A 23,974-nucleotide genomic window follows, 5' to 3' on the forward strand; every position below is an offset into this window, starting at 1 on the left:
GCCCATGACACAAGCCGTCGACGCGCCCTCCGGCGCGTCCACCACTCTTCAGCGTGCCGCCCTGGTCGGGGCGGCACTTGTGTTGACGCTGGCCGTCGCCGTCTTCGTGGGCGCGCGCTACGGTCTGCTTCTGGCCATCGGTCTGGGCTTCGGGCTGGTGCTCGAGGGCTTCCGCTTCGGGTTCGCCGGGCCCTGGCGCGCGATGATCGTGCGGCGCGAGCCGGCCGGCGTGATTGCGCATTTCCTGGCGATCGCGCTGGTGGCGGTGGTGGCGATTCCGCTTCTTGCGTCGCATCCCGACGAACTGGTCGGCGCCCGCGCGCCGGTCGGCTTCGCGATGATCGGCGGCGCCTTCGTGTTCGGGGCCTGCATGCAGCTCGTCATGGGCTGCGGCTCGGGCACGCTGGTCAATGTCGGCAGCGGCAACGCCGTCAGCCTGGTGGCGCTGCCGTTCTTCGCCATCGGCAGCTTCTTCGGCGCCTACGGCCTGATCTGGTGGAGCAATCTCGGCACCCTGCCCGTGATCGCCTTCGAAGGGGCAGGGGGCACGGCGATCACGCTGGGCGCCCTGGCCGTGGCGGCGGCGGTGGCGTTCTTCCTTGGCAGACCGGGATACCGGTCCATGCCGCGCCGCTACGTGATCGCCGCCGTGCTGCTGGCGGTGCTGGCGCTGGCGAACCTCGTCGTCGCAGGGCAGCCCTGGGGCATCGTCTACGGCCTGGGCCTGTGGGGCGCAAAGGGCGCGTCGGCGCTGGGGGCGGACCTGTCGGGGTCGGCGTTCTGGTCGACGGCAGAGAACGTCGAGCGGGTGCAGCAGACGCTGCTGACCGACGTGACCTCGCTCACCAATCTCGGCATCGTGGCGGGGGCGTTCCTGGTCGCGGCCTGGCGCGGCGGGTTCTCGCAGCCGCTGCCGTCGCTTCCGGCGAAGGCGTGGGTGACCACGATCGTCGCGGGCTTCCTGCTGGGCTATTCCTCGCGGCTGGCCTTCGGGTGCAACGTCGGCGCGTTTTTCAGCGGCATCTCCACCGGCAGCCTGCATGGCTGGGTATGGTTCGTCGCCGCCTTCGCCGGCACCTATGTCGGCATCCGCCTGCGCCCCGTCCTTGGGCTGGAGGGCCGGAGATGACCAGCACCCGCAAGCTCTGCGCCCTCGCGACCTGCGTGCTGTTCGCGGCCCTGCTGGCCTTCGACCTGTCGGCCTCCGAGCCGCCCAACCCGTACCAGGCGCCGCCGCTGGTCGCGCTGGGGTCGGGGCAGGCCGCCGGCGGCGCCCACTGTGCCGCGCTGCCCAGCCAGTAGACCACTCCGGCCGCGTCCGCCCCGTGCGGGCGCGGCTCGTCTCACGCGATCAGCCCGTCCACCCAGCCGCGCACCCGCGCCGCCATCGCAGCCAGGTGGTCGGCATGGCCCAGCCCCGTGACCCGCTTGCGCGGTTTCAGGTCGTGGTCCCCGTCCTCGAACCACGCGATCTCGATCCGGTCGGACAGCGCGTAGCCGGCCACCTCGTCCGGTCCGCCGAACGGGTCGCGCGTGCCCTGGCAGATCAGCGTCGGCATCCGCAGCGCCGCGAGGTGCGCCGTGCGCGGCTGGTCGGGGCGCTTTGGCGGGTGGAACGGGTAGCCCAGGCACAGAAGGCCCCCGGCCTGCCGCGCGTCCAGCGCCTCGTCCGCGATCAGGCTCGCCACGCGCCCGCCCATGGACTTGCCGCCGATGACGAGAGGGCCGCGGTGGTCCAGCGCCGCGACGGCTTCGCGGTACTCGTCGGTCATCGTCGCGGCCTTCGGCGGCGGGCGCCGGCCGCCCCCGGCCCGGCGGGCGGCCATGTAGCCGAACTCGAACCGGCTGACGCCCAGCCCGACCTCCACGAGCGCGGCGGTCATCGCCTCCATCGCGGGCGAGTCGGACCCCGCTCCGGCACCATGCGCCAGCAAGAGACGCGGGCCCTCGACGGGGCCGTCGTGTCGGAAGTCGGTCATGCGCAGGTCTCCGCGGGCCGGCAAAGGGGAGGTCCCTGGATAGGGCAGAATTGAAGGCGACAAAATCGGACAATCCTACTTGACCCTTCCGCCGCTCTCGCCTAATCCGGCGCTCGCTCTTGGCGGAGTAGCTCAGTTGGTTAGAGCAGTGGAATCATAATCCATGTGTCGGGGGTTCAAGTCCCTCCTCCGCTACCAGCCCTCCCTTCCTGCGACGACATGGCTGGCGATCCTGACCGGATCGGTCAGAAGAACACGTTCCTGACGGCGTGGTCGGCCTCGCTGCCTGGCGCCGTGCCCAGCAGCCTGTCGTGCAGCCGGCGTTCTTCTTCCATCGAATAAAGCGCGCGGACCCGCTGCGCGAGCTCTGGCGACAGGGGCAGCGGTGACGCCACGTCACCGGCCGGTGCGGGCCGCATCTCGGTGGCGCGGCGCTGGAACCGGCGCAGCGCCGCCTCCGCCCGTCGGACGAGATCGACAGACGCCTCGCCGCTTTCCCGACCCAGCTTGGCGACATTATCCAGTAACTCGCGCAGCCGTGTATCTAGGGTCAGCAGGGGGCCGAGCGTCTCGCCCGCCCCGTGCCGCGTTCCGTCCTGTTCGAGCCGTTCGGCATCGGATATCTGCGCGGCGGTCAGCGCGATGAGGCGCCGTGTCTCCTCTCCGATCCGGGCCGTACAGGTCCGCAGTTGCTTCGACACCTCGGCCATCGGATCGCCAGCGGTGCCGAGGCGGCCCGAGACCAGTGTCGCATTGAGGCCGAGCAGGTGGATCGCGCCGTCGGCGTCCGCGATCTGCGCCGCGGCCGCGTCGGCGGCGCCATAGGTCGACGCGGCCTCCACCATCCCCCGACGCAGCGCCTCGGCCCGCGCCACCAGATCCTCGGGGTCCGGTCCCCGCGACAGGCCCTTGGCGATGGTGCCGTCGCGGTGCCCGATGCGGGCGAGTTCGGTGGCCGACGTTTCGACCTCGGACAGCATTTGGGCCAGCCGGGGCAGCAGGTCGGAAAGCGCCTCCTGCAGGTCGGAGAGGGCGGCGTCGGTCTGTACAGCGCACAGCTGGTGCAGCGCCTGCCGATCGCGCGGGGCCGCGCTTCGGGCGAGGCCGGCGATGGTGACCGCGTGCTCCAGCCGCTGTCGCACAGCGTCGCCGATCTGCAGCCGGCCGACGGCCTGGCCCAGGCGGTCGTTGAGCGCGGCGACACGCCCGCCCGCGGCCTCCGCCATCCGCGCGAGGTTCGCGTCGGCAAAGGCCGAGCGGACGGTGGCAGGCAGGCTGCGGTGCAACGCGCCCAGCCCGGCCAGCGCCGCGACGCACGCGTCGAGATCGGGCCCCGTCCGTTCCATCCGTGTGTCCGCGTGCCGCAGGGCTTGGCCGAGGCTGTCCTGCGCGGCCTCGATCTCGTCCAGCAGCGACCGGGTGCCGTTGGCGAAGTATTCGAGCGAGCCGTCGCTCGTGGGCAGCGACCGGCTGACGATCTGGGCGTTGACGGCGATCATCCGGGTCATGCGCGCGTCGCGCCTGATGCGTTGCAGCACCGCGTTCATCTCGTCCGAGCGACGACGCATGCCGGCGGCGGTGTCCGACAGGGCGCCGAGCTCTGCGGCGACGGCGGCCGCCGCGTCTCCGGCCGAGTCCGCCAGCCGCGCGAGGTCGGCCTGCCCCTCCGGTCCGCAGGCCCGCGCGATGGCCTTCAGGGCGTCGGCCGTCCGCGCGGTCCGGTCGAGCAGGTCGAACAGCAGCCGTGGCACCTCGTCGAACACCGTCTCGATCTCGGCGGCGAGGGTGGCGGCGGCCCGGTCGGGCGGGATGTCCGTGCGCAGCCCCGTCATGCCACGTGCCCGCGCTCGGAAAAGGCGGCAATCTCGTGCGGGATCCGATCGAGCGTGACGGCCCGCCGGGCCCCGCCCAGGCGCATCGCCTCGCCCGGCATGCCCCAGACGATCGAGCTCGCCTCGTCCTGGACCAGCGTCTCGGCCCCCGCCTCGCGCATCTCGACCAGGCCCCGCGCCCCGTCGTCGCCCATCCCGGTCATCAGGACACCCAGCCCCGCGCGACCCGCCGCGATGGCGGCGGACCGGAACAGCACGTCGACCGAGGGCCGGTGCCGCGCGACGTAAGGTCCGCCGGCGATCTCGACGAGATAGCCGCGGCCTTGTCGGCGCAGGATCATGTGCCGGTCGCCGGGGGCGATCAGCACCGTTCCGGGGGCCGGCCTGTCGCCGGAACGCGCCTCGGCCACCTGCACGTCGCACAGCGCGTTCAGGCGGCGGGCGAAGGCGGCGGTGAATTTTTCGGGCATGTGCTGGACGATCAGCGTCGCCGGGCTGTCCGGGGCGAGCGCGGGCAGGACACGCGCCAGCGCCTCGGTCCCGCCGGTCGAGGCGCCGATGGCGATCAAAGGCTGCGGGCCGGCGGTGCGCGCGCCGGGCCGGGGCGGCGCCAGTATCACGTCGGCGGTCAGCTTGGGGCCGGGGCTGAGAGGGGGCGGCGCGGTGCGCTCGCCGGCGGCCTGCGCCGCGGCCCGGATCGCGTCGCACAGCCGGATCTGCGCCTCCTGCCGCTCTGCCGGGGTCGACAGGCGGGGCTTGCCGACGACCTCGGAGGCCCCGAGTTCGAGCGCGCGCAGCGCCGCGCGCGAGCCCGAGTCCGTGTGGCTGGAACACACGATCACGGGGATCGGGCGCTGTTCCATGATCTTCTGCAGGAAGGTCAGCCCGTCCATGCGCGGCAGCTCCAGGTCCAGCAGCAGGACATCGGGCAGCTCCTTGCGCATATGTTCGGCCGCGGCGAAGGCGTCCGGCACGGCGGCGCGGACGCGGATTGCCCCGTCCTCCTCCAGCAGGCGGCGCAGCCCGCTGCGCACCGTGGCGCTGTCGTCGACGATCAGCACGCGGATTTCGCGCATCAGCTCCCTCCTTCGTTGCGGAACACGCCCGGCGCGATCTGGCGCAGGCCGGGCTTCTGGACGCTCATCGACTCGGAATGACCGACGATCAGGTGGCCCTGCGGCCGCAGGTGACGCGCGACGCCGGCGATGACCCGGGCCTGGATCTCGGGCTCGAAGTAGATCAGCACGTTGCGCAGAAAGACGAGGTCGAGCCCGGTATCCACGGCATGAGGCGCCGACAGCAGGTTGAGCGGCGCGAACCGCACCCGCGCGCGAAGCTCGGGCACGATGCGGATTGCCGGCGCGCCGTCGGGGCCCCGGCCGCGCATCGTATAAGCCTCGCGCAGCGGCGCCGGCACGGGAGCGAGGTCGCTCTCGGGATAGATCGCGCGCCGCGCGACGTCGAGCACGCGGCGCGAGATGTCCGTCCCGAGTATCGCCCAGTCCAGCCGGGGGGCGGCCTCGGCCGCACGGGCCAGCAGCATCGCCGCCGACCAGGCCTCGGCCCCGGTCGAGGCGGCGGCACTCCAAAGGCGGAACCGGACGCGGTCCCGGCCGGGGACCCGGTTCAGCGCCTCGGGGATCAGCCGTTCGGACAGCATGCGGTAATGCTCGGGCTCTCGGAAGAAGTCCGTCTTGTTCGTCGTCAGCAGGTCCACGATCCGCGGCAGCTCGCGTTCCAGCCCCTGCTCTTCGAAAAGATGGGTCAGGTAGGCGCCGAGGTCAGGCAGGCCGAGCGCGATCAGTCGCCGCCGCAGCCGGGCCTCGATCATGGATCGCTTCGACTCCGGCAGCTTGATGCCGGTGGTCTCCATGATCAGGCGACGAAGCGTGGCAAGATGCTTCTGCGCCGCGTCTGGCCGGGTGACGCTGGTCACTGGAGTTCGATCTCCGGCGAAAGGGCGGCGGTGATCTCGGGGTCGAAGAGCGCCTCGACCCTCAATTCGCTGACGAAAGCGCCGTCGCGCCGGCCCACACCGGCCACCATCCGCTCGTTCCAGTTCAGGAGCCCGGCTTCCGGCAGAGGGGCCGCGCCGGCCTCGTCCAGTTGGGTCACCTCGATCACCCTGTCGACCCGCAGGCCGATCCCGCCGGTCTCGAGCCGCAGCACGATGATGCGGGTCTCGGGCGTGTCGTCTTGCGGCGGCTCGCCCAGAAGGCGCCTGAGGTCGACGACCGGCACGCTCGCCCCGCGCCGGTCGATCAGCCCCAGAAGGTGCGCGGGCGCGCGGGGCAAGGGGGCGATGGGCGAGGTGTCGAGGATCTCCATCACCGGGGCGACGGGCAGCGCGAACAGCGCATCCCCCAGCCCGAACGTGACGACAGTCTTGCCATTCATGACAGGGCCTCCCGCGGCAGGATCAGGCGGCCGCGCGGGCACGGCGGGCAAATTCGGCATCCAGCGCGTCCTCGGCCGATCCCATGTCGAACTCGAAGCCGCCGCCGCTGTTCGGCTGCGTCCGGGGCGCCGGGGCCGGAACCCTGGACTCGGGCGCCGGGACACTGGCGGCGCCCTCAGCGATGCGGAAATAGGCCATCGTGGCACGCAGCGTCTGGGCCTGGGCTGCCAGCTCCTCGGCGGTGGAGCTCAGCTCTTCCGAGGCCGAGGTGTTCTCTTGCGTGACCTTGTCGAGCTGCTGGATCGCCGTGTTCACTTGCGCGGCGCCGGTCGCGAGTTCCTGGCTCGCGCCGCTGATCTGGCTGACGAGATGGGCGGTGCGCTCGATGTCTGGCACCAGGCCGTCCAGCATCTGTCCGGCCTCTTCGGCGGCCTTCACCGTGTTGGACGACAGCCCCGAGATCTCGCCCGCGGCCTGCTGGCTGCGTTCGGCCAGCTTGCGCACCTCGCTCGCCACCACGGCGAAGCCGCGGCCGTGCTCGCCGGCCCGCGCCGCCTCGACCGCGGCGTTCAGGGCAAGCAGGTCGGTCTGGCGCGCGATTTCCTGCACGACCATGATCCGCTCGGCGATGGTCTTCATCGCGGCCACCGCTTCGGACACGGCCTTGCCGCTGGTGCGGGCGTCCTGCGCGGATTTCTGTGCCATGCTCTCGGTCTCGGTGGCGTTCTCGGCGGTCTGACGGATGCTGGCGGCCATCTGCTCCACCGAGCTCGACGCCTCCTCGGTCGACGAGGCCTGTTCGGTGGCGCCCTGGCTCAGCTCCTCGGAGGTCGAGGCCATCTGGCCCGCGCCCGCGGCGACGTTCGACGCGCCGCCGGACACGTCGCCCACGACGCCGCGCAGCTTTTCGACCATGTCGTTGAGCGTGCGGAGGAGATCGGTGATCTCGTCGCGGCCGCGCAGCGTCGCGGTATTGGTGAGGTCGCCATTCGCGACCTGCCGCGCCAGGGCGATCCCGCGTGCGAGGCCCCGGCTGATCGTCAGCGTGATCCATGCCGCGCTGAGGACGCCCAGGATCAGCGCGCCCACCATCAGCACGATCAGCGTCGTGCGCGCGTCCTCGTAGCGCAGCGTCGCCGCGTCGGCGGCCTCTGCCATCGCGTCGCGGTTGCCGGCGAGGACGGTGTCGAGTGCGGATTCCATCTCTTCCCACAGGGCCTGCCCCTCGCGGTTGAGCAGCCGGAACGCCCCCGTAGCGTCGCCACGGTCGGCCATCTGCATCGCCCGCTCGCCCACGGCCCGGATGTCTTCGGTCAGGTCGGCATAGGTGGCGAGCTGGGTCTGCCCCTCGGGCGTGGCCATGGCGTTGAGCCCGTCGAGCACCTCGTCGTGATAGGCGCGGGCCGCGCGCATGTGCGCCGTGATCTCCTGCTGGGTCTGCGCGGTCTCCGACAGGATGTATTCGCGGATGTCGCGCTGCACGCGAAGCTGTTCCATCCCCAGCTCCTGCGAAAGGCGGACACGTTCGGAATCGCCGTTCACCAGCGCGACGAGATTGCGGTTCATCTCGGAAAGGTTGCCGAGGGCGATGAACATCGCCAGGGCCGAGACGGCGATCAGCAGCACGAAGGTGGCCGCGAGCTTCAGTTTCAGGGTCAGGCGCATCAGGAGATCTCCAGGTCTTGTTGGCCCGCTGCGGTGGGGCCGGGCAGGTGGGATCGGCCGCTCTGTCCGGACAGGAAGTCGGCGAAGATGGCCGGCAGGTCGGGCAGGGTGACGAAGTGCCCGCCCCAACGGCCGATCGCGGCGACGAAGCGGGGCGGCCAGCGGGTGCCGACGGTGGGGATGTCCTCCAGGTCGGCGGGGCCGATGCGCGTCACCTCGTGGACGGCGTCGGCGTGGATGCCGACGATCGCCTGCTGGCCCGCCAGCGGAAGGTCCAGGACCAGGATGCGCGCGTCCGGGCCTGGCGGCGTGTGCCGCATCCGGAGCGGCACGCGCAGGTCGGCCAGGGGCACGACGGCGCCACGCACGTTGATCAGCCCGGCCGAAAAGGCCGGGGCGCCGGGCACCCGCGTCACCGGCGCGGGTTCGAGCACCTCGCGCAGCTGCGTCGCGGCAACGGCCAGCACTTCGCCGCCCAGGCGAAAGGTCAGCACGTCGCGGGCTGCGCCGGGGAACTGTGCGGCGTCGGTCATGCGGCGGCCTCGCCCTGGCAGTCGGTGTCGCTGCGGCCGCGGGCGACGAGCTGCGGCACGTCCAGGATCAGTGCGACCGCGCCGTCGCCGAGGATCGTCGCGCCCGAGAAGGTCTTGATGCCGGAATGGAGCGGCGAGAGCTGCTTGATGACCGTCTGGTTCGACCCGATGATCCGATCGACGACGAGGCCGACCCGTCCTTCGCCACTGGTCACGACCACCACCTTCTGATGCGCGCCCGGCTGTCCCTCGCTGTCGAGCAGGCGGCGCAGGCGCAGGAACGGGACGAGGCTTGACCTGATGTCGAGGAATGCGTTGCCGCTGTCGTCGTCTGCGAGGCTGTCGGGCAGTTCGACGATCTCGTCCACCGCCGCCAGCGGGATCACCAGCCGCTCGCCCGCGACGTCGATCAGAAGCCCGTCGATGATCGCGAGGGTCAGTGGCAGGCGCAGCGTCACCGTGGTGCCGCCGCCGGGCGCGCTGGCGACGTCGATGGTGCCGCGCAGGTCCTCGATCGTGCGGCGCACCACGTCCATGCCGACGCCGCGCCCGGACAGCTCGGTCACCGCCGGGGCCGTCGAGAAGCCGGGCTCGAAGATCAGCTTCCACAGGGCGTCGTCGGGGGGATCGGCATCCTCGGCCAGCAGGCCGCGCTCGACCGCCCGCGCGCGGATGCGGTCGCGGTCGAGGCCGCCGCCATCGTCCGACAGCGCGACCAGCACCTCGGCGCCGGAATAGCGGGCGGACAGCGTGATGCGTCCCTCTTCGGGCTTGCCGGCCGCCGCGCGCGCCGCGGGCGGTTCGAGCCCGTGATCGGCGGCGTTGCGGATCAGGTGCATGAGCGGATCGGCGAGCCGTTCGATCACCGTCTTGTCCAGCTCGGTCTCCTCGCCCGTCACCTCCAGCGCTAGCGGCTTGCCCAGCTCTCGCGACAGGTCGTGCACCAGCCGCCGGAACCGCCCGGTGATGGCGCCGATGGGGGTCATGCGGATCGACATGGTGTTGTCGCGCATCGCGGTAGCGAGGCGCTGAATGTCCTCGGCCACGGCCACGAGGCCCGGATCGCCGAAGCGGGCCGCCAGTTCGTTCAGACGCGCCTCGGCGATGACGAGTTCGCCGACGCGGTCCATCATCTCGTCCAGCCGTTCCGCCGGGACGCGCATCAGGGCCGGCGCGCGGTGTTGCGGCGGCTCGGGCCCGCGCGGCGGCGGTGCGGTGGCGTCGGGGGCCGCGGGCGGCGTCAGCGACAATTGCAGCCCGTCCTCGTGGAACAGGAAGGCGCCGCGGATGTCGTCCTCGGTCGCGGTGGCGTCGATCTCGGCCTCCCACCCGAGGTAGAGGCACACAGGGTCCAGCCGGTCGAGCGGGGGCACGTCGCCGGTCCGCGCGCGGATGGTCCGGGCGCCGAGGCGACGCAGCTCTTCCAGCACCAGTTCGGGGCGCCCGCCGAGCGCCGCCGTGTCGGCGGGCAGGCGGAATGTCGCGTGCCAAGGCCCTGCGTCGGGGGCGGCGCCGGGGGCCGCCGGCGTGCCCATCAGGGCGGCGAGGCGCGACAGGATCGCGGCGCCCGCCCGGTCCGCGCCCTCGGCCGGCTCGGCCGACAGCAGGGCGACCACGTGGTCCCGAGCGGCCAGCGCCACGGACAGCAGGTCGGGCGTGACCTCGACTGAGCCGTCGCGGACCCGGTCGAAGGCGGTCTCGAAGTCGTGCAGGAACGAGGCGATATCGGCCCGGCCGAACATGGCGCCGGTGCCCTTCAGCGTGTGCAGGTCACGGAAGGCGCCGTCGATCAGCGCCCGGTCGCGGGGCGCGTCCTTCAGTGCCAAAAGGTTCGACTCGAGGCTTTCGACCAGCCCCTCGGCTTCGGCCCGGAACACGGCGAGCGTCTCGGCGTCCATCATCCGACCACCCGCCGCATCACGTCCAGCAGCTTGGCCTGGTCGAACGGCTTGACCATCCACCCGATCGCCCCGGCGGCGCGGGCCTGTTCGCGCAGGGCGGGATCGCTTTCGGTGGACAGGAACACGATCGGCACGCCCCGCCCCTCGGGGCGGGCGCGGAAGGCGCGGGCAAAGCCAAGACCGTCGAGCCGCGGCATGTTCTGGTCGGTGATGACGGCATCGACGGAGTGCGTGGTGGCGACGTCCAGCGCCTCCTGACCGTTCTCGGCCTCGATCGCGGCATAGCCGGCGCCCCTGAGCGTCAGCACGATCATCCGCCGCACCGAGGGCGAATCGTCGGCCACCAGGACGGTCCTGCTCATCCGGTGGCCCCCGCGCGGCCCCGGCATTCGAATCGCGCGGCGCGGCCCGCGCTGGTGTTGTCAGGTGCGTGCATTTTCGCCCTCGCAGCTGCATCGGTTGCGCAAGGGCTATAGTCCGGAGCTAAACAACTGGTTTAGAGCGGCGCGCCGCTCCCAGCAGCCGGACTGGGGTCCCGGCGCCTCAGGCGGCGCCGGGAAAGGCGTGGTTCAGACGCTGGTGGTCATGCCGCCGTCGACGAAAAGCGTCTGGCCGGTGACGAAGCTCGCCGCCTGGCTCGACAGGTAGACCGCCGTGCCGACCAGCTCTTCTACATTGCCCCAGCGCGCGGCGGGTGTGCGCTTTTCGAGCCAGGCGGTGAAGTCGGCGTCCTCGGTCAGCGCCTTGTTCAGCGGCGTCTTGAAATATCCCGGCGCCAGCGCGTTGACGCGCAGGCCGTGGCGCGCCCAGTCCGTCGACATGCCGCGCGTCAGGTTGCGCACGGCGCCCTTGGTGGCGGTGTAGGGGGCGATGCCGGGCCTTGCCAGCTCGGCCTGGACCGAGGCGATGTTGATGATCCGGCCCTCGCCCTTGGCGATCATGCCCGGCGCCACGGCCTTCGAGACGTGGAACAGGCTCGTGACGTTGGTCGCAATCAGCCGGTCCCAGGCCTCTTCGGGGAACTCCTCCAGCGGCGCGCGGTGCTGGATGCCGGCATTGTTGATCAGGATGTCGATCGTGCCGTGGTCCCGCTCGATCGCGACGATGCCGGCCTTGACGGCTTCGGGGTCGGTCACGTCGAAGGCGGCATAGGACACGGTCAGGCCGTCGGCGCGGAACGCCTCGGCCGCCTCGGCCAGCGTGTTTTCGGTGCGGCCGTTCAGGATCACCTCGGCGCCGTGCTCGGCCAGCCCGCGGGCCAGCGCGCGGCCGATCCCGCCGCTCGAGCCGGTCACCAGCGCACGCTTGCCCGTCAGGTCGAAAAGGGGACTCGTCATCTGTGTTCGCTCCAAGTCGTTTCAGGTTTGGCTCAGCCCAGCAGGTCCCACAGGCCGAGCGTCAGGAAGGGCAGCATGTCCAGCAGCAGGATCACGCCCAGGATGGCGACGATGAACGGGATCACCGCCCGGAACACGAGGCCCGGCTGCACCTTGGCGATCTGTGACGACACGAAGACCAGGATACCTACCGGGGGCGTCACGCCGCCGAGCTGCAGGTTGATGATCATGATGATGCCGACCTGCACGGGATCGACGCCGAAATTCGCCAGCACCGGCATGAACAGCGGCGCGGTGATCAGCATCGCCGGCGTCAGGTCCAGGAACATGCCGACCCCGAACAGCACGACGTTCATCGCCAGCAGCACCAGGATGCGGCTGTCGGCGACGGTGCTGACCCAGGCGATCAGCGTCTGCGGCACCTGCTCGGCGATCAGGATCCAGGCGAAGGGCGCCGAGGCGGCGATCAGGAAGGCCACCGTCGCGGCCTCGACCGAGCATTCGCGGAAGTTGGTGTAGAAGTCGGGCCAGGAATAGGCGTTGAACACGATCTTCCCCAGCAGGAAGACATAGAACAGCGTCATCACGCCCGCCTCGGTGGCCGTCGTCACGCCGAAGCGGATGCCGCCCAGCACGACGATCACCACGATCAGCACCGGGATCGCGCGCAGGAACGTGCGCCAGACCTCGGAATAGGGCGCCCGCGCCTTGGCGCTTTCGTAGTTGCGGCGGCGTGCGATGATGTAGGCCGTCAGCATCAGTGCCGCGGCCAGGACGATGCCGGGCACGACACCGCCGATGAAGAGCTGCGCGATCGACACGTCGACGACCGACGCGAAGACCAGCATCGCGATCGCCGGCGGCACCACGTTCGGCAGCAGCGACGAGGCCGCGGTGATCGCGCACGAGAACGGCGCCGAATAGCCGCGCTTGACCATCTCGGGCACGATGATCTTCGTCGTGCTCGCCGCGTCCGCGCTGGTCGAGCCCGACACGCCGCCCAGCATCAGACTGTTGAGCACGTTGACATGGGCCAGACCGCCGCGGAAATGGCCGACGAGGCTGTTGGCAAAGTCGATCAGCCGGCTCGACAGCCCGCCCAGCGTCAGCAGGTAGCCCGCCGACAGGAAGAACGGGATCGCCAGCAGGATGAACTTGCCGGCCCCGGCGACCGCGTTCTGCATCACCGCCGGCGCGGGCAGCATGCCGCCGGTCCAGGTGGTGACCATGACGCTGGCGATCAGGCAGAAGCTCACCGGCACACCCAGCAGCAGCAGCACGAAGAACGCACCCAGCATCACCACGCTGGGCGAGGCGCCGCCCAGAAGCGGCATCAGCGCGCCGCCCTCCAGCGCGAAATAGGCCGCGACCGACAGGGCCAGCCCCGCCAGCCGGTGCACCCGCGAGGCGGAGCGCGCCACGTCGTTCGTGAGATAGAGGAAGGCCCCGATCACGCCCGCCGCCGGGATCACCGCATAGCGCAGCGCGTTGGGCCATTGCAGGCTGGCGCTGGTGCCGCCGACCATCTGCGACAGCTCGATCCCCTTGGTGACGAACATCAACAACGTCAGGAAGATCGCGCCGTCCCGCACGATGGCCAGCGCGTCCCGCGCGCGGCCCTTCAACGCGTTCGAGAGAAAGGTCATCGCCACGTGGCCGTGCCGGCCGATCGCCACGGCCGCGCCCAGGAAGATCAGCCAGGTGAACGCCCAGATCGCGAACTCCTCGGACCAGGACAGCGCGTCGTTGAAGACGTATCGGCTGATGACGCCGGCCAGCACCACCACCGACATCGCCGACAGCACGACGAAGCAGAAGCCGGAGACGATGCGGTCCACGGCCCAATGGGCGATATCCACGTTGCGCTTCCAGCCCGGCTGGAACGGCGCGTCGGCAGGTTCGCGCCCGGCCGACTCGGGGAATTCGGGATGATGCTCGTGGTCCATGGGTCCTCCCTCGAAAGCAGAGAAGCCGGCGGCAGGGCGCCGCCGGCTGTCCTGTCACGCCAAGGCCGGAATCAGCTTTCCGGGTTGGCCTGCTCGATCACGTCCAGCAGGCTCTCGGCTTGCGGGATCTCCTGCGAGTACTTCTCGCGGACCGGGCTCATCTTCTCGATCCACGGCTGACGGTCGAGGTCGGAGACGACGGTGGCGCCTTCTTCCTCGGTCGCCGACAGCGCCTCTTCATCGGCCTCGGCCTGCAGCTCGGGCTGGGCCTGCTGGGCTTCGGCGGCGGCTTCCTCGACGGCAGTCTGGTACTCTTCGGGGAGCGACTCCCACCAGCTCTGCGACACGACCCAGCTGCCCATCGCGTAGATGTGGTTCAGCTTGGTGAAGTAGGGCGCGACCTCGTACCACTTCTCGTTCTCGTAGTTCGAGGCGGTGTTGTCGAAGAAGTCGACCACGCCGGTCTGCATCGAGTTGTAGATCTCGGGCGCCGGGATCGGCACCGGGTTGGCGCCGGCGGTCTTCCACAGGTCGACGTGCAGGTCGCTCTGGATGACGCGCATCTTCTTGCCCTCGACGTCGGCGGGCACCTTGATCTCGTCCTTGCTGATCAGCGCGCGCGCGCCGTTGGGCGTGAAGCCCAGCAGGTGAAAGCCGGCGTCGGCGAACTCGTCCTGCAGCTCCTCGGTCAGCGGTTCGTTGACGGCGACCGAGTGCGCGTCGCTCTCGAACACGAAGGGCAGGTCGAGCACCTGAACCTCGGGCACCCACTGCGCCAGGACCGAGCTCGTCAGGATGCCGGCCTGGATCGAGCCCAGGCGGATGCCTTCGGCCGACTCGACCTCGCCGCCCAGCAGCGAGTTCGGGAACAGCTTGATCTCGACCGCGCCGTCGGTGCGCTCGGACACGCCGTCGGCGAATTGCTGGGCCGCGACGAATTTCGGGTTGCCCTCCGGCACGTCGAGCGACAGCCGCGCGGTGAAGTCCTGCGCGACAGCGCTACCAGCCATCAGCGACAGCGCGACGGCGGTTCCCGTGGTAAGCGTGAAGGGTTTCATTGGTCCTCCCAATTCAGGTCTGTGGGTTTCGGTCTGTGACGTCCGGTCGTGTCCGGTTCCGGGCGGTCACGCGCCCTTCGGGTCTCCGTCCGCTTCGCCCAGGCGCTCCCGCAGGCGCGCCGTCAGGGTGTCGAGGATGTCCTCGAGCGATCCGGAGACATCGATCGTGATCGGCCGTTCGTCCTCGGCCGGAAGCTCCAGCGCGGCGATCTGACTGTCGATCAGACCGGTCGGCATGAAATGTTCCCGCGCCGACATCCGTTCTTCGATGACGGGGCGCGGCGCGGTCAGGTGCACCAGAACGATGTTATTCAGGTCGCGGGCCAGACGGTCGCGATAGCGCCGCTTCAGCGCCGAACAGGTGATGACGACATCGCCCACCGCCTGCAGCTCCGTCGCCGCGGCGGCCAGCGCATCCAGCCAGGGCGCGCGCATCTCGTCCGAGAGCGGCGTGCCCGAAGACATCGCTTTCACGTTCTCCGGCGGATGATGGTCGTCGCCCTCGACGAAGGCGGCGCCAAGCCGGTGCGCCAGGTGCTGCGCGATCGTCGACTTCCCCGAGCCGCAGATCCCCGTCACGAGGATCGCAGCCGTGGGTCGGTCGGGCCGGGCGCCGTCTATCTGTGCCATGTCGCTGGTCTTGTTCATGTGCTGCACCTTAAATGACAGCGTTTTCATAAGTCAATCGTGTCTGGATAATTGCGCATTCCCCTGTATTCTCCGCCTATGTGCCCGACGGGAAACAAAAAGACGCCGACGCTGGCGGACGTCGCAGAGGCTGCAAATGTAAGCGCGGTCACGGTTTCCCGCTTTTTCCGCCACCCCGAGAAGGTCTCGGAGGCGGCGCGCGGGCGAATCGAACAGGCGGTCTCGGAGCTGGGCTATGCGCCCAACGCCGCCGCCTCGGCTTTGGCGTCGCGGCGCACCAACATCATCGGCCTCCTTGTGCCGTCGCTGACCAACAACGTGTTCAACGACGTGCTCAGCGGCGCGTTCGACGAGGTGCAGGGCACACCGTATTCCATCCAGATCGGCAATTACCGCTATCGCCCGTCCGAGGAAGAGGCGCTGATTCGCACCTTCCTCCACCAGAAGCCGCTGGGCCTCGTGATCGCGGGCGGAAACCAGACCCCGGCGGCGGCCGAAATGCTGCGCGCCGCCGATTGCCGCATCGTGCAGATCATGGACACGGAGATCGACGGCATCGACATGGTGCTGGGCCTGTCGCACACCGAGGCCGCCGAAGCCGCCGTGCGGCACCTGCGTGAGCGCGGCTACCAACGCATCGGCTTTCTCGGCGCCCGCATGGACCCGCGCTCGCAGAACCGTCTGGCGGGCTATCACCGGGCGGTCGCAGACCTTGACGATCCGACCGACAGCCGCGTGTTCACCACGCCCGAGGCCTCGTCCACCGAGCTGGGCGGACGGCTCCTGTCGGACCTCCTGGCCGCGATGCCCGACACCGACGCGGTGTTCTGCAACAACGACGACCTCGCCGCCGGGGCGCTGTTCGAATGTCAGCGCCGCGGCATGCGCGTGCCCGACCGGCTGGCGATCTGCGGCTTCAACGATCTCGAGATGATGGCGCAGACCTGTCCGCCGATCTCGTCGGTGCGGATCTTCCGGCACGAGATGGGCCGCCGCTCCGTGCGCCTGATGATCGAGGCCGTCGCGGGCGCCGGGGTGGAGCGTGGCCTGCGTGAGGATTTGGGCTTCGAGATCGTGGAACGCGCCTCGACCCGCCCGCGCTGACATGTGCAGACGCCCGGTGCACGGCCTGTGCACGCGCGGTGCACGGTTCGTGACACCCGTTTCCGCCGATTGAAGGGCGGAGTGGGGAGTGGTCGGATGGGGGCGCCACGCACAACCGGAAAGGGAACGCACATGAAACTCAGCGCACGCAACCAGCTGAAGGGAACGATCGTCGGGATCGAGACGGGCGCGGTCAATTCGACCGTCCGGATCGACGTCGGCGGCGGCACCGTCATCACCTCGATGATCACCAACGAGGCGGTGAAAGAGCTTGGCCTGAAGGAAGGCGGCACTGCCCACGCGGTGATCAAGGCGTCGGACGTGATGGTCGCCGCAGGGGACTGATCCGGCGCTCCGGAGCGACTCGCCCTAGGGTGGTGCGCCACGCAAAGTTCAGGGAATTGCCACAATTCAGGCGCGATGCGACCATTAATTCGCCACCACCTTCGAACAGATCTATACAAAGTCGGCTATTGTGGCCGCGACAAGAACAACCGATGGGGCTTCGCCCCGCAGATCGAGGATACAGAGATGTCCGACCTGATGGCGAAAGCCCGCGCGAACCGCACCCGAGCCCTCGCCACACGCGCCGCGCGACAAGAGGGGCGTGTCGAATCTCTCAATGATCGCAACATCTTCGCCGGCAAGTGGACCGAGTCCGCGATGGTGTTCACCTCGGAGCGGGCGCGCAAGGCCAGCTGATCTTCACTCGCGGATGGCGGGAGATGTCCTCCCGCCCGCTGTCCGATGCCGGGCTTCCGGCAAGACCTGCCCGACCCGCGACTGGCGGGCCGGGCAGCGTCGTTTTGGGCAGCTCCCCGCCGGTCGTGGAACCGGCCGGGAACGCGTCGGGCACTGTCGGGGTTGACGGGCAGATGCGGCCCAGGACGCCGCCCGGACCAAGGAGAGCCGAGATGTCGATCATGAGCTTCGCGAAAAAGGCCCTGTCGACCGCCGCCCGGTCGAAGATGAGCAACCGCCCCGTGCATAGCCGCCCGGTCAAGCGGACGAGCTCGCCGAAACAGGCGGCCGCCCGCACTGCGGTGCGCCACGTCAGCAAGGCCTTGAAGAAGTAATAGTGTGATCTGGTTACGAGTTTTGGCGTCCGGCCCCCGCGGCCGGGCGCCATTGCTTTCGCGGCAGCCATCGGCGCCCCGGCGAACCGAGGCGCCGACCAGGGCTCAGCGTGCGAACTTCTTGTATTTCACGCGCTTGGGCTCCAGCGCATCGGGGCCGAGCCGCTTTTTCTTGTCTTCCTCGTAATCGGCGAAGTTGCCCTCGAACCATTCCACATGCGCCTCGCCCTCGAAGGCCAGGATGTGCGTGCAGATCCGGTCGAGGAAGAAGCGGTCGTGCGAGATCACGACGGCGCAGCCCGCGAAATCCACCAGAGCGTCCTCGAGCGCGCGCAGCGTCTCGACGTCGAGGTCGTTCGTCGGCTCGTCAAGGAGCAGGACGTTGCCGCCGGATTTCAGCAGCTTGGCCATGTGCACCCGGTTGCGCTCACCGCCCGACAGCAGGCCGACCTTCTTCTGCTGGTCGCCGCCCTTGAAGTTGAACGCCGAGCAATAGGCGCGCGAGTTCATCTGCGCGGTGCCCAGCTGGATCACCTCGCCGCCGCCGGAGATCTCTTCCCAGACGGTCTTGTCCGCGTCGAGCGCGTCGCGCGACTGGTCGACATAGGACATCTCGACCGTGTCGCCCCAGTCGATCATGCCGGCATCGGGTTCGTCCTGGCCGGTCAGCATGCGGAACAGCGTCGACTTGCCGGCGCCGTTCGGGCCGATCACGCCCACGATGCCGCCCGGCGGCAGGGAAAAGCTGAGATCCTCGATCAGCAGCTTGTCGCCCATCGCCTTCCGCACGCCCTCGACCTCGACCACCTTGGAGCCAAGCCGCGGGCCGTTCGGGATGATGATCTGCGCGTTCTGGATCTTCTCGCGCTCGGACTGGTTCGCCAGATCCTCGTAGGCGTTGATCCGCGCCTTCTGCTTGGCCTGCCGCGCCTTGGCGCCCTGCCGGATCCACTCGAGTTCGCGGGCAAGAGTCTTTTGCCGCGACTTGTCCTCGCGCGCCTCCTGCTCCAGCCGCTTGGCCTTCTGTTCGAGCCAGGCGGTATAGTTGCCCTCGTAGGGGATGCCGCGCCCGCGATCGAGCTCGAGGATCCAGCCGGTGATGTCGTCCAGGAAATACCGGTCGTGGGTGACGATCAGGATCGTCCCCTTGTAGTTGATCAGGTGCTGCTGAAGCCAGGCGATCGTCTCGGCGTCGAGGTGGTTCGTCGGCTCGTCCAGCAGCAGCATGTCGGGCGCTTCCAACAGCAGCTTGCACAGCGCCACGCGCCGCTTTTCGCCACCCGACAGCGTATCGACCTGCGCATCGTCCGGCGGGCAGCGCAGCGCCTCCATCGCGATATCGATCTGGGCGTCGAGATCCCAAAGGTTCTCGGAGTCGATCTCGTCCTGCAGCTTGGCCATCTCCTCGGCCGTCTCGTCCGAGTAGTTCATGGCCAGCTCGTTGAACCGCTCGAGCTTGGCGCGCTTGCCGGCGACGCCTTCCATGACGTTGCCGCGCACGTCGAGCGCGGGATCCAGCTCGGGCTCCTGCGGGAGATAGCCGACGCGGGCGCCCTCGGCGGCCCAGGCCTCGCCAGTGTAGTCGGTGTCGAGCCCGGCAATGATCCGCAGCAGCGTGGACTTGCCCGCGCCGTTAACGCCCACGACGCCGATCTTCACGCCGGGCAGGAAGTTCAGGCGGATGTTTTCGAAGGTCTTCTTGCCGCCGGGATAGGTCTTGGAGACGCCATCCATGTGGTAGACGAACTGATAGGCTGCCATGTCGATGCTGCTCCTGCTGATCGGCCCCCGTGATAGACGCCCGGGCAGGGACGTTCAATCGTCCGTGGGGCCGCGGAACCGGGGGGCGCGGGCGGCGTTCGCCCTGTGTTGGCGAGGGGGACCCCGATCTTGGAGAACGACCAGAAGCGATCGCGCGAGACATTGGCGCAGGTCGGCATCACGCGACGCCGGCTCCGCAACATCGAGCGGCTGCTCTGGGGCATCTTCCTGCTGGCGGCGTTCACCGCCATCTACTTTTCCCGCAACATGCTTCTGCCGCTGGTCCTGGCGATCCTGATCGCGCTGACGCTGTCGCCGGCCGTCCGCGCGCTGCGCCGTCTTGGCGTGCCGCGCATGATCTCGGCGGTGGCGCTGGTGGCGTCCATCGTCGTGGGGTCGCTCGCGCTCGGCTGGGGGATGAGCGGGCCGCTGACGACGATGATGGAAGAGGCGCCCACCATCGGCACAAGGCTGGAACGGCGGCTGGCCGGCGTGTCGGATTCGTTCCAGCAGATGAAGGAGGCGACCGAAGAGGTCCAGAAGATCACCGACGGCCAGAATGAGCCCGCCCCCGGCGCGCCCGAGCCGCAGCAGGTCGAACTGCGCGAGTCGGACCTCTTGTCGACGGCAATGGCGAGTGTCGCGCAGGCGGGCAGCGCGGCGGCGATCGCGCTGGTGGTGTCGCTGTTCCTTCTGGCGGGCTGGGATTCGATGCAGCTTCGCATCGTCAACGCGCTTGACACCTTCCACGACAAACGCCGAGCGATCTCGATCGTGCGCGACATCGAGCGTCAGATCTCGCGCTACCTTGGTGCGATCACGCTGATCAACGCGGCCCTCGGCCTGTGCATCGGCCTTGCGATGCACCTTCTGGGCATGCCGAGCGCGTGGCTCTGGGGGGTGGGGGCGTTCCTTCTGAATTACCTGCCGTATCTGGGGGCGGTCATCGGCATCGCGGCGTCAGCGGCGGTGGCGCTGCTGACCTTTTCCACCGTGGGCGAGGCGGCGCTGGTGCCGATGGCGTATCTCGGACTGACGGCGCTCGAGGGGCAGTTCATCACGCCGATGCTGGTCGGGCGTCGGCTCGAGATGAACGCGCTCGCGGTGTTCATCACGGTGCTGTTCTGGGGCTGGCTCTGGGGGATTCCCGGCGCGCTGATGGCGGTGCCGTTCCTCGTCTGTCTTAAGGTGGTCTGCGATCATATCGAGGGGCTGCGCGTGCTGGGCAGCTTCCTGTCCGCCTCGGATTTCCGCGAGGCGCGGGTCGAGCCGAGCCGCCCGGAACCGCATTGACGAACCGGGCGGCGTCCCGCCCGGTCCCGGAGCCGCTCAGGCCTCGTAATCCCAGTGCGCGTCGACCGGGCGATAGCCCTCGCCGTCCTGTGCGATGTTGGCGAGGCCGGGAAAGCCCATGTGCGATCCGGCGACCATGATCCGGTCCGAGACCACGCGGTCGAGGATCTGCGCCCGCGTCTCGGCGGCCTGTTCGGGGTTCACGTCGAACCCGATCGTCACCTCGGGCCGGGCGAACTGCACCGGCGGGACGTGCACGATGTCGGCCCAGATCAGCAATCCCGCATCGCCCGACGCCAGCATAAAGCCGGAATGGCCGGGCGTATGTCCCGGCAGAGGCATCGCGGTGATGCCGGGCGCGATGTCGGCCTCTCCGTCGAACGGGCTCAGCCGGTCGCCGTAGACCGACAGCACGTTCTGCGCCAGTTTGGCAAAGCTCTGCGCCTGGTCGCCGGCATTGGCGAAGTTGCTTTCGTCGCTCCAGAACTGGCGGTCGGTCTCGGAGACGACCAGTTCGGCGTTGGGGAACAGGGCCGCACCGTCCAGCACCGCGCCGCCGACATGGTCGGGATGCAGGTGGGTGGCCAGCAGCCGCGTCACGTTGGCGGGGTCGATGCCGGCCCCCTCGAGGTTGGCGGGCAGCTTGCCCAGCGTGTCGCCCATCGCCGAGCCAGTGCCGGCGTCCACGATCATCGTCTCGTCGCCGCTTTCGATGACAAAGGCGTTCACCGCGCTGGGATGGGTCGCGGGGTCGCGGAAGGCGGCGCGCATCAGCTCGTCGTAGCCGTCCGCGTCGATGCCGCTCAGGGCCTCGGGGCCGATATGCAGATAACCGTCGGAAAGCGCGGTGACGGTCATGTCGCCGATCCGGAACCGCTGGGCTGCGGGCAGGGCCGGGGCGTCTCCGCCGTGGCTGTCGGCCCCGGCGGGCAGGCCGGCGCCGGCGGCAAGACCTGCCAGCGGAACCGTCGTCAGGAACTGTCTGCGGTGCATGTGCGATGTCCTCCTTGCATGGCTCTCCCTCGGGGGGTCAGCTAGGGTGCCCCCGGTTCGCGGCCAGAGGATAGCGCACAGCAATGACGAACGATGAGACAGGCCGGCGCGAACGGCGCCCCGGTCCCGGATGGCCCACGGCCGCGCGTGGGCAGGCGGTCGGCCTCTTGGGCGGATCGTTCGACCCCGCGCATGACGGGCACGCGCACATCACCCGCGAGGCGATGAAGCGTTTCGGCCTGGACCGGGTGTGGTGGCTGATGAGCCCAGGCAACCCGCTGAAGTCCGAGGGGCCCGCGCCGCTCGACCGGCGGATGGCGCAGGCGCGGAGCGTGATGGATCACCCCTTCGTGCATGTGACGGCTCTGGAGGCGCGGCTGGGCACGCGCTATACAGCCGATACGCTCGACGCGCTCCGGCAGGCCTATCCCGGCGTCCGCTTCGTGTGGCTGATGGGCGCGGATAACCTGACGAGTTTTCACCTGTGGGGCAAGTGGCAATGGATTATCGAGACCGTTCCCGTCGGCGTGCTGGCGCGGCCGGGACTGCGGCTGCCCGCCCGCGCGTCGGTGGCGGCCCGGCGCTTTGCCGCGGGGCGGGTGCCGGCGCGGCTGTCGCGCAGCCTGCCGTGGCGGACGCCGCCGGCATGGTGTTTCGTGAACGTGCCGATGGTCGATCTGTCATCTTCGGACATCAGGGCGCAGGGACGATGGGGCCGATAGGCTTGCGGCCCGATGATGGACAGGCCTAGAAGGCGCCGGATGGCTTCAAGTAACGATCCGATGCGCCTGACGCGCCGCGCTCTCCTCGGGGGACTGATGGCCGGCGTGGCCGGCCCCGCGCTGGCCGACGCGCCCGAGCGGTCGCGCCGCCCGCTGCCGCGCCCCGATGGCCTCTACAAGCAGGCGCAGGCCGCCGCGGACGAACTGGTGCGCCGCGCCGGTCTGACCGGCGAGGTCGGGTTCGCCGTGGCCGACGTCTCGACCGGCCTGATGCTCGAGACGCGCAGCCCGCTCAAGGGCCATCCCCCCGCCAGCACCGCCAAGGCGCTGACGACGCTCTATGCCCGCAAGACGCTGGGCGGCGATTATCGCTTCGGGACAGAACTGCGCACGACCGGCCCGCTTATCGACGGCAAGATCGACGGCGACCTGATCCTTGCTGGCGGCGGCGACCCGACGCTCGACACCGATGCGCTGGGCGCGCTGGCCGAGCGGCTGAAGGAAGCCGGGGTGCGCGAGATCTCGGGCACATTCCGCGTCTATACCGGCGAGTTGCCCACGGTGCGCGAGATCGACATCGAGCAGCCCGACCACGTCGGCTACAATCCCGCGGTCGGCGGCCTGAACCTCAACTTCAACCGGGTCCACTTCCAGTGGGAAAAGGGCTCGGACGGCTATAACGTGTCGATGGATGCCCGCGCCGCGCGGTATCGCCCCGACGTGACGATGGCGCGGATGAGCGTCGTCGAGCGCAAGTCTCCGGTCTACACCTACGAGGATTCCGGCGGCATCGACGACTGGACCGTTGCGCGCTGGGCCCTGGGTGGCAGCGGGGCGCGGTGGCTGCCGGTGCGGCGGCCGGGCGAATACGCGGGCGAGGCGTTCCGCGTGATCGCGCGGTCCCACGGCATCCAGCTGGGGCGTGAGATCGGGCGATCGGACCGGCCCGGCGACTTCCTGCTGGCCCGGCACGAGAGCGCGCCGCTCGACGACATCCTGCGCGACATGATGAAATACTCCACCAACCTCACGGCCGAGGTCGTGGGGCTGGCGGCGAGCACCGAGATCGGCGGGCCGGTCGAGGATCTGCACGCCTCGGCGGCGCGGATGAACGCGTGGCTGGCCGAGGAATATTCCGCCCGCGCCACCGATCTCGAGGATCATTCCGGCCTGGGCGACGACAGCCGCGTCAGCCCGCGCGACATGGTGCAGGCGCTGGTGCAGGAAGGTGCCGACAGCAAGCTGCGCGATCTTATGAAAGAGGTGTCGGTGCCCGGCCGGCCCGACCTCAAGGTCAAGGCCAAGACCGGCACACTGAACTTCTGCAGCTGTCTCGTCGGCTATCTGCAGGCGCCAGGAAACACGACGCTGGCCTTCGCGATCTTTACCGCCGATGTCGAGCGGCGCGACGCCCTGCCTATGGAACAGCGCGAGCGTCCTCCGGGCGGCCGCGCCTGGCTGGCGCGGTCGCGGAACCTGCAGAAGGAATTGCTCGAACGGTGGGGCGTCGTGTTCGGGACCTGACGGATCAGATCCCGTGACCGCCGCCCTTCGGTCCGGCGAAGAACCAGATGATCAGGCCGACAAGCGGCAGGATCAGGACAAGCAGCGACCAGAGGATCTTGGCGCCGGTCGACGCGCCGGACGTGATGATCTTGTAGAGCGCGTAGATGTCCAGAATAAAGATGATCAGACCGAATAGGCCGTATTCCATAAGTCCCTCCATTG

The 23,974-nt window shown here is 69.5% G+C and carries 25 protein-coding genes and 1 tRNA gene; 10 read left to right on the forward strand and 16 right to left on the reverse strand.

Annotated features, from left to right (window positions below; translation table 11 throughout):
• Nucleotides 1-4 precede the first annotated feature (4 nt).
• Both BMZ25_RS04085 and BMZ25_RS20705 read left to right on the forward strand, forming a co-directional pair.
• Entirely contained in the window at nucleotides 5-1,129 is a 1,125-nt protein-coding gene (locus tag BMZ25_RS04085) for a YeeE/YedE family protein (RefSeq protein ID WP_092688832.1), read from the forward strand.
• Nucleotides 1,126-1,302: a hypothetical protein gene (locus BMZ25_RS20705; RefSeq protein WP_092688835.1), complete on the forward strand. Its 177-nt coding sequence runs from the start codon at nucleotides 1,126-1,128 to the stop codon at nucleotides 1,300-1,302. Before BMZ25_RS04085 ends, BMZ25_RS20705 begins: the two co-directional genes overlap by 4 nt.
• 41 nt (nucleotides 1,303-1,343) lie before the next feature.
• Here the strand turns inward: BMZ25_RS20705 and BMZ25_RS04095 are convergent, their stop codons facing one another.
• Nucleotides 1,344-1,979 (reverse strand): alpha/beta family hydrolase, encoded by a 636-nt coding sequence (locus BMZ25_RS04095; RefSeq protein ID WP_092688838.1) that lies wholly within the window; start codon nucleotides 1,977-1,979, stop codon nucleotides 1,344-1,346.
• A gap of 121 nt (nucleotides 1,980-2,100) precedes the next feature.
• Here BMZ25_RS04095 and BMZ25_RS04100 point away from each other — a divergent pair.
• Nucleotides 2,101-2,177, forward strand: a tRNA-Met gene (locus tag BMZ25_RS04100).
• A 47-nt stretch (nucleotides 2,178-2,224) separates the two neighbouring features.
• On the opposite strand, the gene BMZ25_RS04105 is transcribed toward BMZ25_RS04100, so the two are convergent.
• From BMZ25_RS04105 to BMZ25_RS04160, 12 genes are all read right to left on the reverse strand, one after another.
• Nucleotides 2,225-3,811, reverse strand: a complete 1,587-nt coding sequence (locus BMZ25_RS04105; RefSeq protein WP_092688841.1) for a hypothetical protein — start codon at nucleotides 3,809-3,811, stop codon at nucleotides 2,225-2,227.
• Nucleotides 3,808-4,887 carry a protein-glutamate methylesterase/protein-glutamine glutaminase gene (locus BMZ25_RS04110; protein WP_092688844.1) on the reverse strand — a complete coding sequence of 360 codons (1,080 nt, stop codon included), beginning with the start codon at nucleotides 4,885-4,887 and terminating at the stop codon, nucleotides 3,808-3,810. The genes BMZ25_RS04105 and BMZ25_RS04110 overlap by 4 nt, the downstream gene beginning before the upstream one ends.
• On the reverse strand, nucleotides 4,887-5,747 hold the full coding sequence (locus tag BMZ25_RS04115; protein ID WP_235859767.1) for a CheR family methyltransferase: 861 nt from the start codon (nucleotides 5,745-5,747) through the stop codon (nucleotides 4,887-4,889). The genes BMZ25_RS04110 and BMZ25_RS04115 overlap by 1 nt, the downstream gene beginning before the upstream one ends.
• Nucleotides 5,744-6,208: a chemotaxis protein CheW gene (locus tag BMZ25_RS04120; protein ID WP_092688847.1), complete on the reverse strand. Its 465-nt coding sequence runs from the start codon at nucleotides 6,206-6,208 to the stop codon at nucleotides 5,744-5,746. Before BMZ25_RS04120 ends, BMZ25_RS04115 begins: the two co-directional genes overlap by 4 nt.
• A gap of 22 nt (nucleotides 6,209-6,230) precedes the next feature.
• On the reverse strand, nucleotides 6,231-7,874 hold the full coding sequence (locus BMZ25_RS04125; RefSeq protein ID WP_092688850.1) for a methyl-accepting chemotaxis protein: 1,644 nt from the start codon (nucleotides 7,872-7,874) through the stop codon (nucleotides 6,231-6,233).
• Nucleotides 7,874-8,407 (reverse strand): chemotaxis protein CheW, encoded by a 534-nt coding sequence (locus tag BMZ25_RS04130; protein WP_092688853.1) that lies wholly within the window; start codon nucleotides 8,405-8,407, stop codon nucleotides 7,874-7,876. Before BMZ25_RS04130 ends, BMZ25_RS04125 begins: the two co-directional genes overlap by 1 nt.
• Nucleotides 8,404-10,308 carry a chemotaxis protein CheA gene (locus tag BMZ25_RS04135; RefSeq protein WP_092688856.1) on the reverse strand — a complete coding sequence of 635 codons (1,905 nt, stop codon included), beginning with the start codon at nucleotides 10,306-10,308 and terminating at the stop codon, nucleotides 8,404-8,406. Before BMZ25_RS04135 ends, BMZ25_RS04130 begins: the two co-directional genes overlap by 4 nt.
• Nucleotides 10,305-10,670 carry a response regulator gene (locus tag BMZ25_RS04140; protein WP_092688859.1) on the reverse strand — a complete coding sequence of 122 codons (366 nt, stop codon included), beginning with the start codon at nucleotides 10,668-10,670 and terminating at the stop codon, nucleotides 10,305-10,307. Before BMZ25_RS04140 ends, BMZ25_RS04135 begins: the two co-directional genes overlap by 4 nt.
• 207 nt (nucleotides 10,671-10,877) lie before the next feature.
• Nucleotides 10,878-11,645 (reverse strand): SDR family oxidoreductase, encoded by a 768-nt coding sequence (locus tag BMZ25_RS04145; protein ID WP_092688862.1) that lies wholly within the window; start codon nucleotides 11,643-11,645, stop codon nucleotides 10,878-10,880.
• Between the two features lie 32 nt (nucleotides 11,646-11,677).
• Nucleotides 11,678-13,591: a TRAP transporter large permease gene (locus BMZ25_RS04150; protein ID WP_092688865.1), complete on the reverse strand. Its 1,914-nt coding sequence runs from the start codon at nucleotides 13,589-13,591 to the stop codon at nucleotides 11,678-11,680.
• 71 nt (nucleotides 13,592-13,662) lie between these two features.
• Nucleotides 13,663-14,649, reverse strand: a complete 987-nt coding sequence (locus BMZ25_RS04155; RefSeq protein WP_092688867.1) for a TRAP transporter substrate-binding protein — start codon at nucleotides 14,647-14,649, stop codon at nucleotides 13,663-13,665.
• Between the two features lie 66 nt (nucleotides 14,650-14,715).
• Nucleotides 14,716-15,297, reverse strand: coding sequence for a gluconokinase (locus BMZ25_RS04160; protein ID WP_235859768.1), 582 nt, complete (start codon nucleotides 15,295-15,297; stop codon nucleotides 14,716-14,718).
• A 78-nt stretch (nucleotides 15,298-15,375) separates the two neighbouring features.
• On the opposite strand from BMZ25_RS04160, the gene BMZ25_RS04165 reads away from it, so the two are divergent.
• The 4 genes from BMZ25_RS04165 (at nucleotide 15,376) to BMZ25_RS20715 (ending at nucleotide 17,477) form a co-directional block, all read left to right on the forward strand.
• Nucleotides 15,376-16,401 (forward strand): LacI family DNA-binding transcriptional regulator, encoded by a 1,026-nt coding sequence (locus BMZ25_RS04165; RefSeq protein WP_092688870.1) that lies wholly within the window; start codon nucleotides 15,376-15,378, stop codon nucleotides 16,399-16,401.
• Nucleotides 16,402-16,533: 132 nt separating this feature from the next.
• On the forward strand, nucleotides 16,534-16,746 hold the full coding sequence (locus BMZ25_RS04170) for a TOBE domain-containing protein (protein WP_092688873.1): 213 nt from the start codon (nucleotides 16,534-16,536) through the stop codon (nucleotides 16,744-16,746).
• Nucleotides 16,747-16,932: 186 nt separating this feature from the next.
• A complete protein-coding gene (locus BMZ25_RS20710; RefSeq protein WP_177190373.1) occupies nucleotides 16,933-17,103 on the forward strand; it encodes a hypothetical protein in 171 nt (56 codons plus the stop codon).
• Between the two features lie 212 nt (nucleotides 17,104-17,315).
• The gene (locus BMZ25_RS20715; protein ID WP_177190374.1) at nucleotides 17,316-17,477 is read left to right on the forward strand and encodes a hypothetical protein; all 162 of its coding nucleotides are present in this window, start codon (nucleotides 17,316-17,318) and stop codon (nucleotides 17,475-17,477) included.
• A 105-nt stretch (nucleotides 17,478-17,582) separates the two neighbouring features.
• On the opposite strand, the gene ettA is transcribed toward BMZ25_RS20715, so the two are convergent.
• Nucleotides 17,583-19,238 (reverse strand): energy-dependent translational throttle protein EttA, encoded by a 1,656-nt coding sequence (ettA, locus tag BMZ25_RS04175; RefSeq protein WP_092688876.1) that lies wholly within the window; start codon nucleotides 19,236-19,238, stop codon nucleotides 17,583-17,585.
• 129 nt (nucleotides 19,239-19,367) lie between these two features.
• On the opposite strand from ettA, the gene BMZ25_RS04180 reads away from it, so the two are divergent.
• On the forward strand, nucleotides 19,368-20,531 hold the full coding sequence (locus BMZ25_RS04180) for an AI-2E family transporter (protein ID WP_235859769.1): 1,164 nt from the start codon (nucleotides 19,368-19,370) through the stop codon (nucleotides 20,529-20,531).
• Nucleotides 20,532-20,567: 36 nt separating this feature from the next.
• Here BMZ25_RS04180 and BMZ25_RS04185 read toward each other — a convergent pair whose 3' ends face one another.
• Nucleotides 20,568-21,524 carry an MBL fold metallo-hydrolase gene (locus BMZ25_RS04185; RefSeq protein WP_092688879.1) on the reverse strand — a complete coding sequence of 319 codons (957 nt, stop codon included), beginning with the start codon at nucleotides 21,522-21,524 and terminating at the stop codon, nucleotides 20,568-20,570.
• A gap of 83 nt (nucleotides 21,525-21,607) precedes the next feature.
• Here BMZ25_RS04185 and BMZ25_RS04190 point away from each other — a divergent pair, with 83 nt between their 5' ends.
• Together BMZ25_RS04190 and dacB are read left to right on the forward strand one after the other, a co-directional pair.
• Entirely contained in the window at nucleotides 21,608-22,246 is a 639-nt protein-coding gene (locus BMZ25_RS04190; RefSeq protein ID WP_092688881.1) for a nicotinate-nucleotide adenylyltransferase, read from the forward strand.
• Nucleotides 22,247-22,285: 39 nt separating this feature from the next.
• On the forward strand, nucleotides 22,286-23,770 hold the full coding sequence (gene dacB, locus BMZ25_RS04195) for a D-alanyl-D-alanine carboxypeptidase/D-alanyl-D-alanine endopeptidase (protein ID WP_235859770.1): 1,485 nt from the start codon (nucleotides 22,286-22,288) through the stop codon (nucleotides 23,768-23,770).
• Nucleotides 23,771-23,774: 4 nt separating this feature from the next.
• Here the strand turns inward: dacB and BMZ25_RS04200 are convergent, their stop codons facing one another.
• Nucleotides 23,775-23,960: a PLDc N-terminal domain-containing protein gene (locus tag BMZ25_RS04200; protein WP_092688887.1), complete on the reverse strand. Its 186-nt coding sequence runs from the start codon at nucleotides 23,958-23,960 to the stop codon at nucleotides 23,775-23,777.
• Between the last annotated feature and the right edge of the window lie 14 nt (nucleotides 23,961-23,974).

The organism is Tranquillimonas rosea (genome assembly GCF_900111315.1).
GTDB lineage: Bacteria > Pseudomonadota > Alphaproteobacteria > Rhodobacterales > Rhodobacteraceae > Tranquillimonas > Tranquillimonas rosea.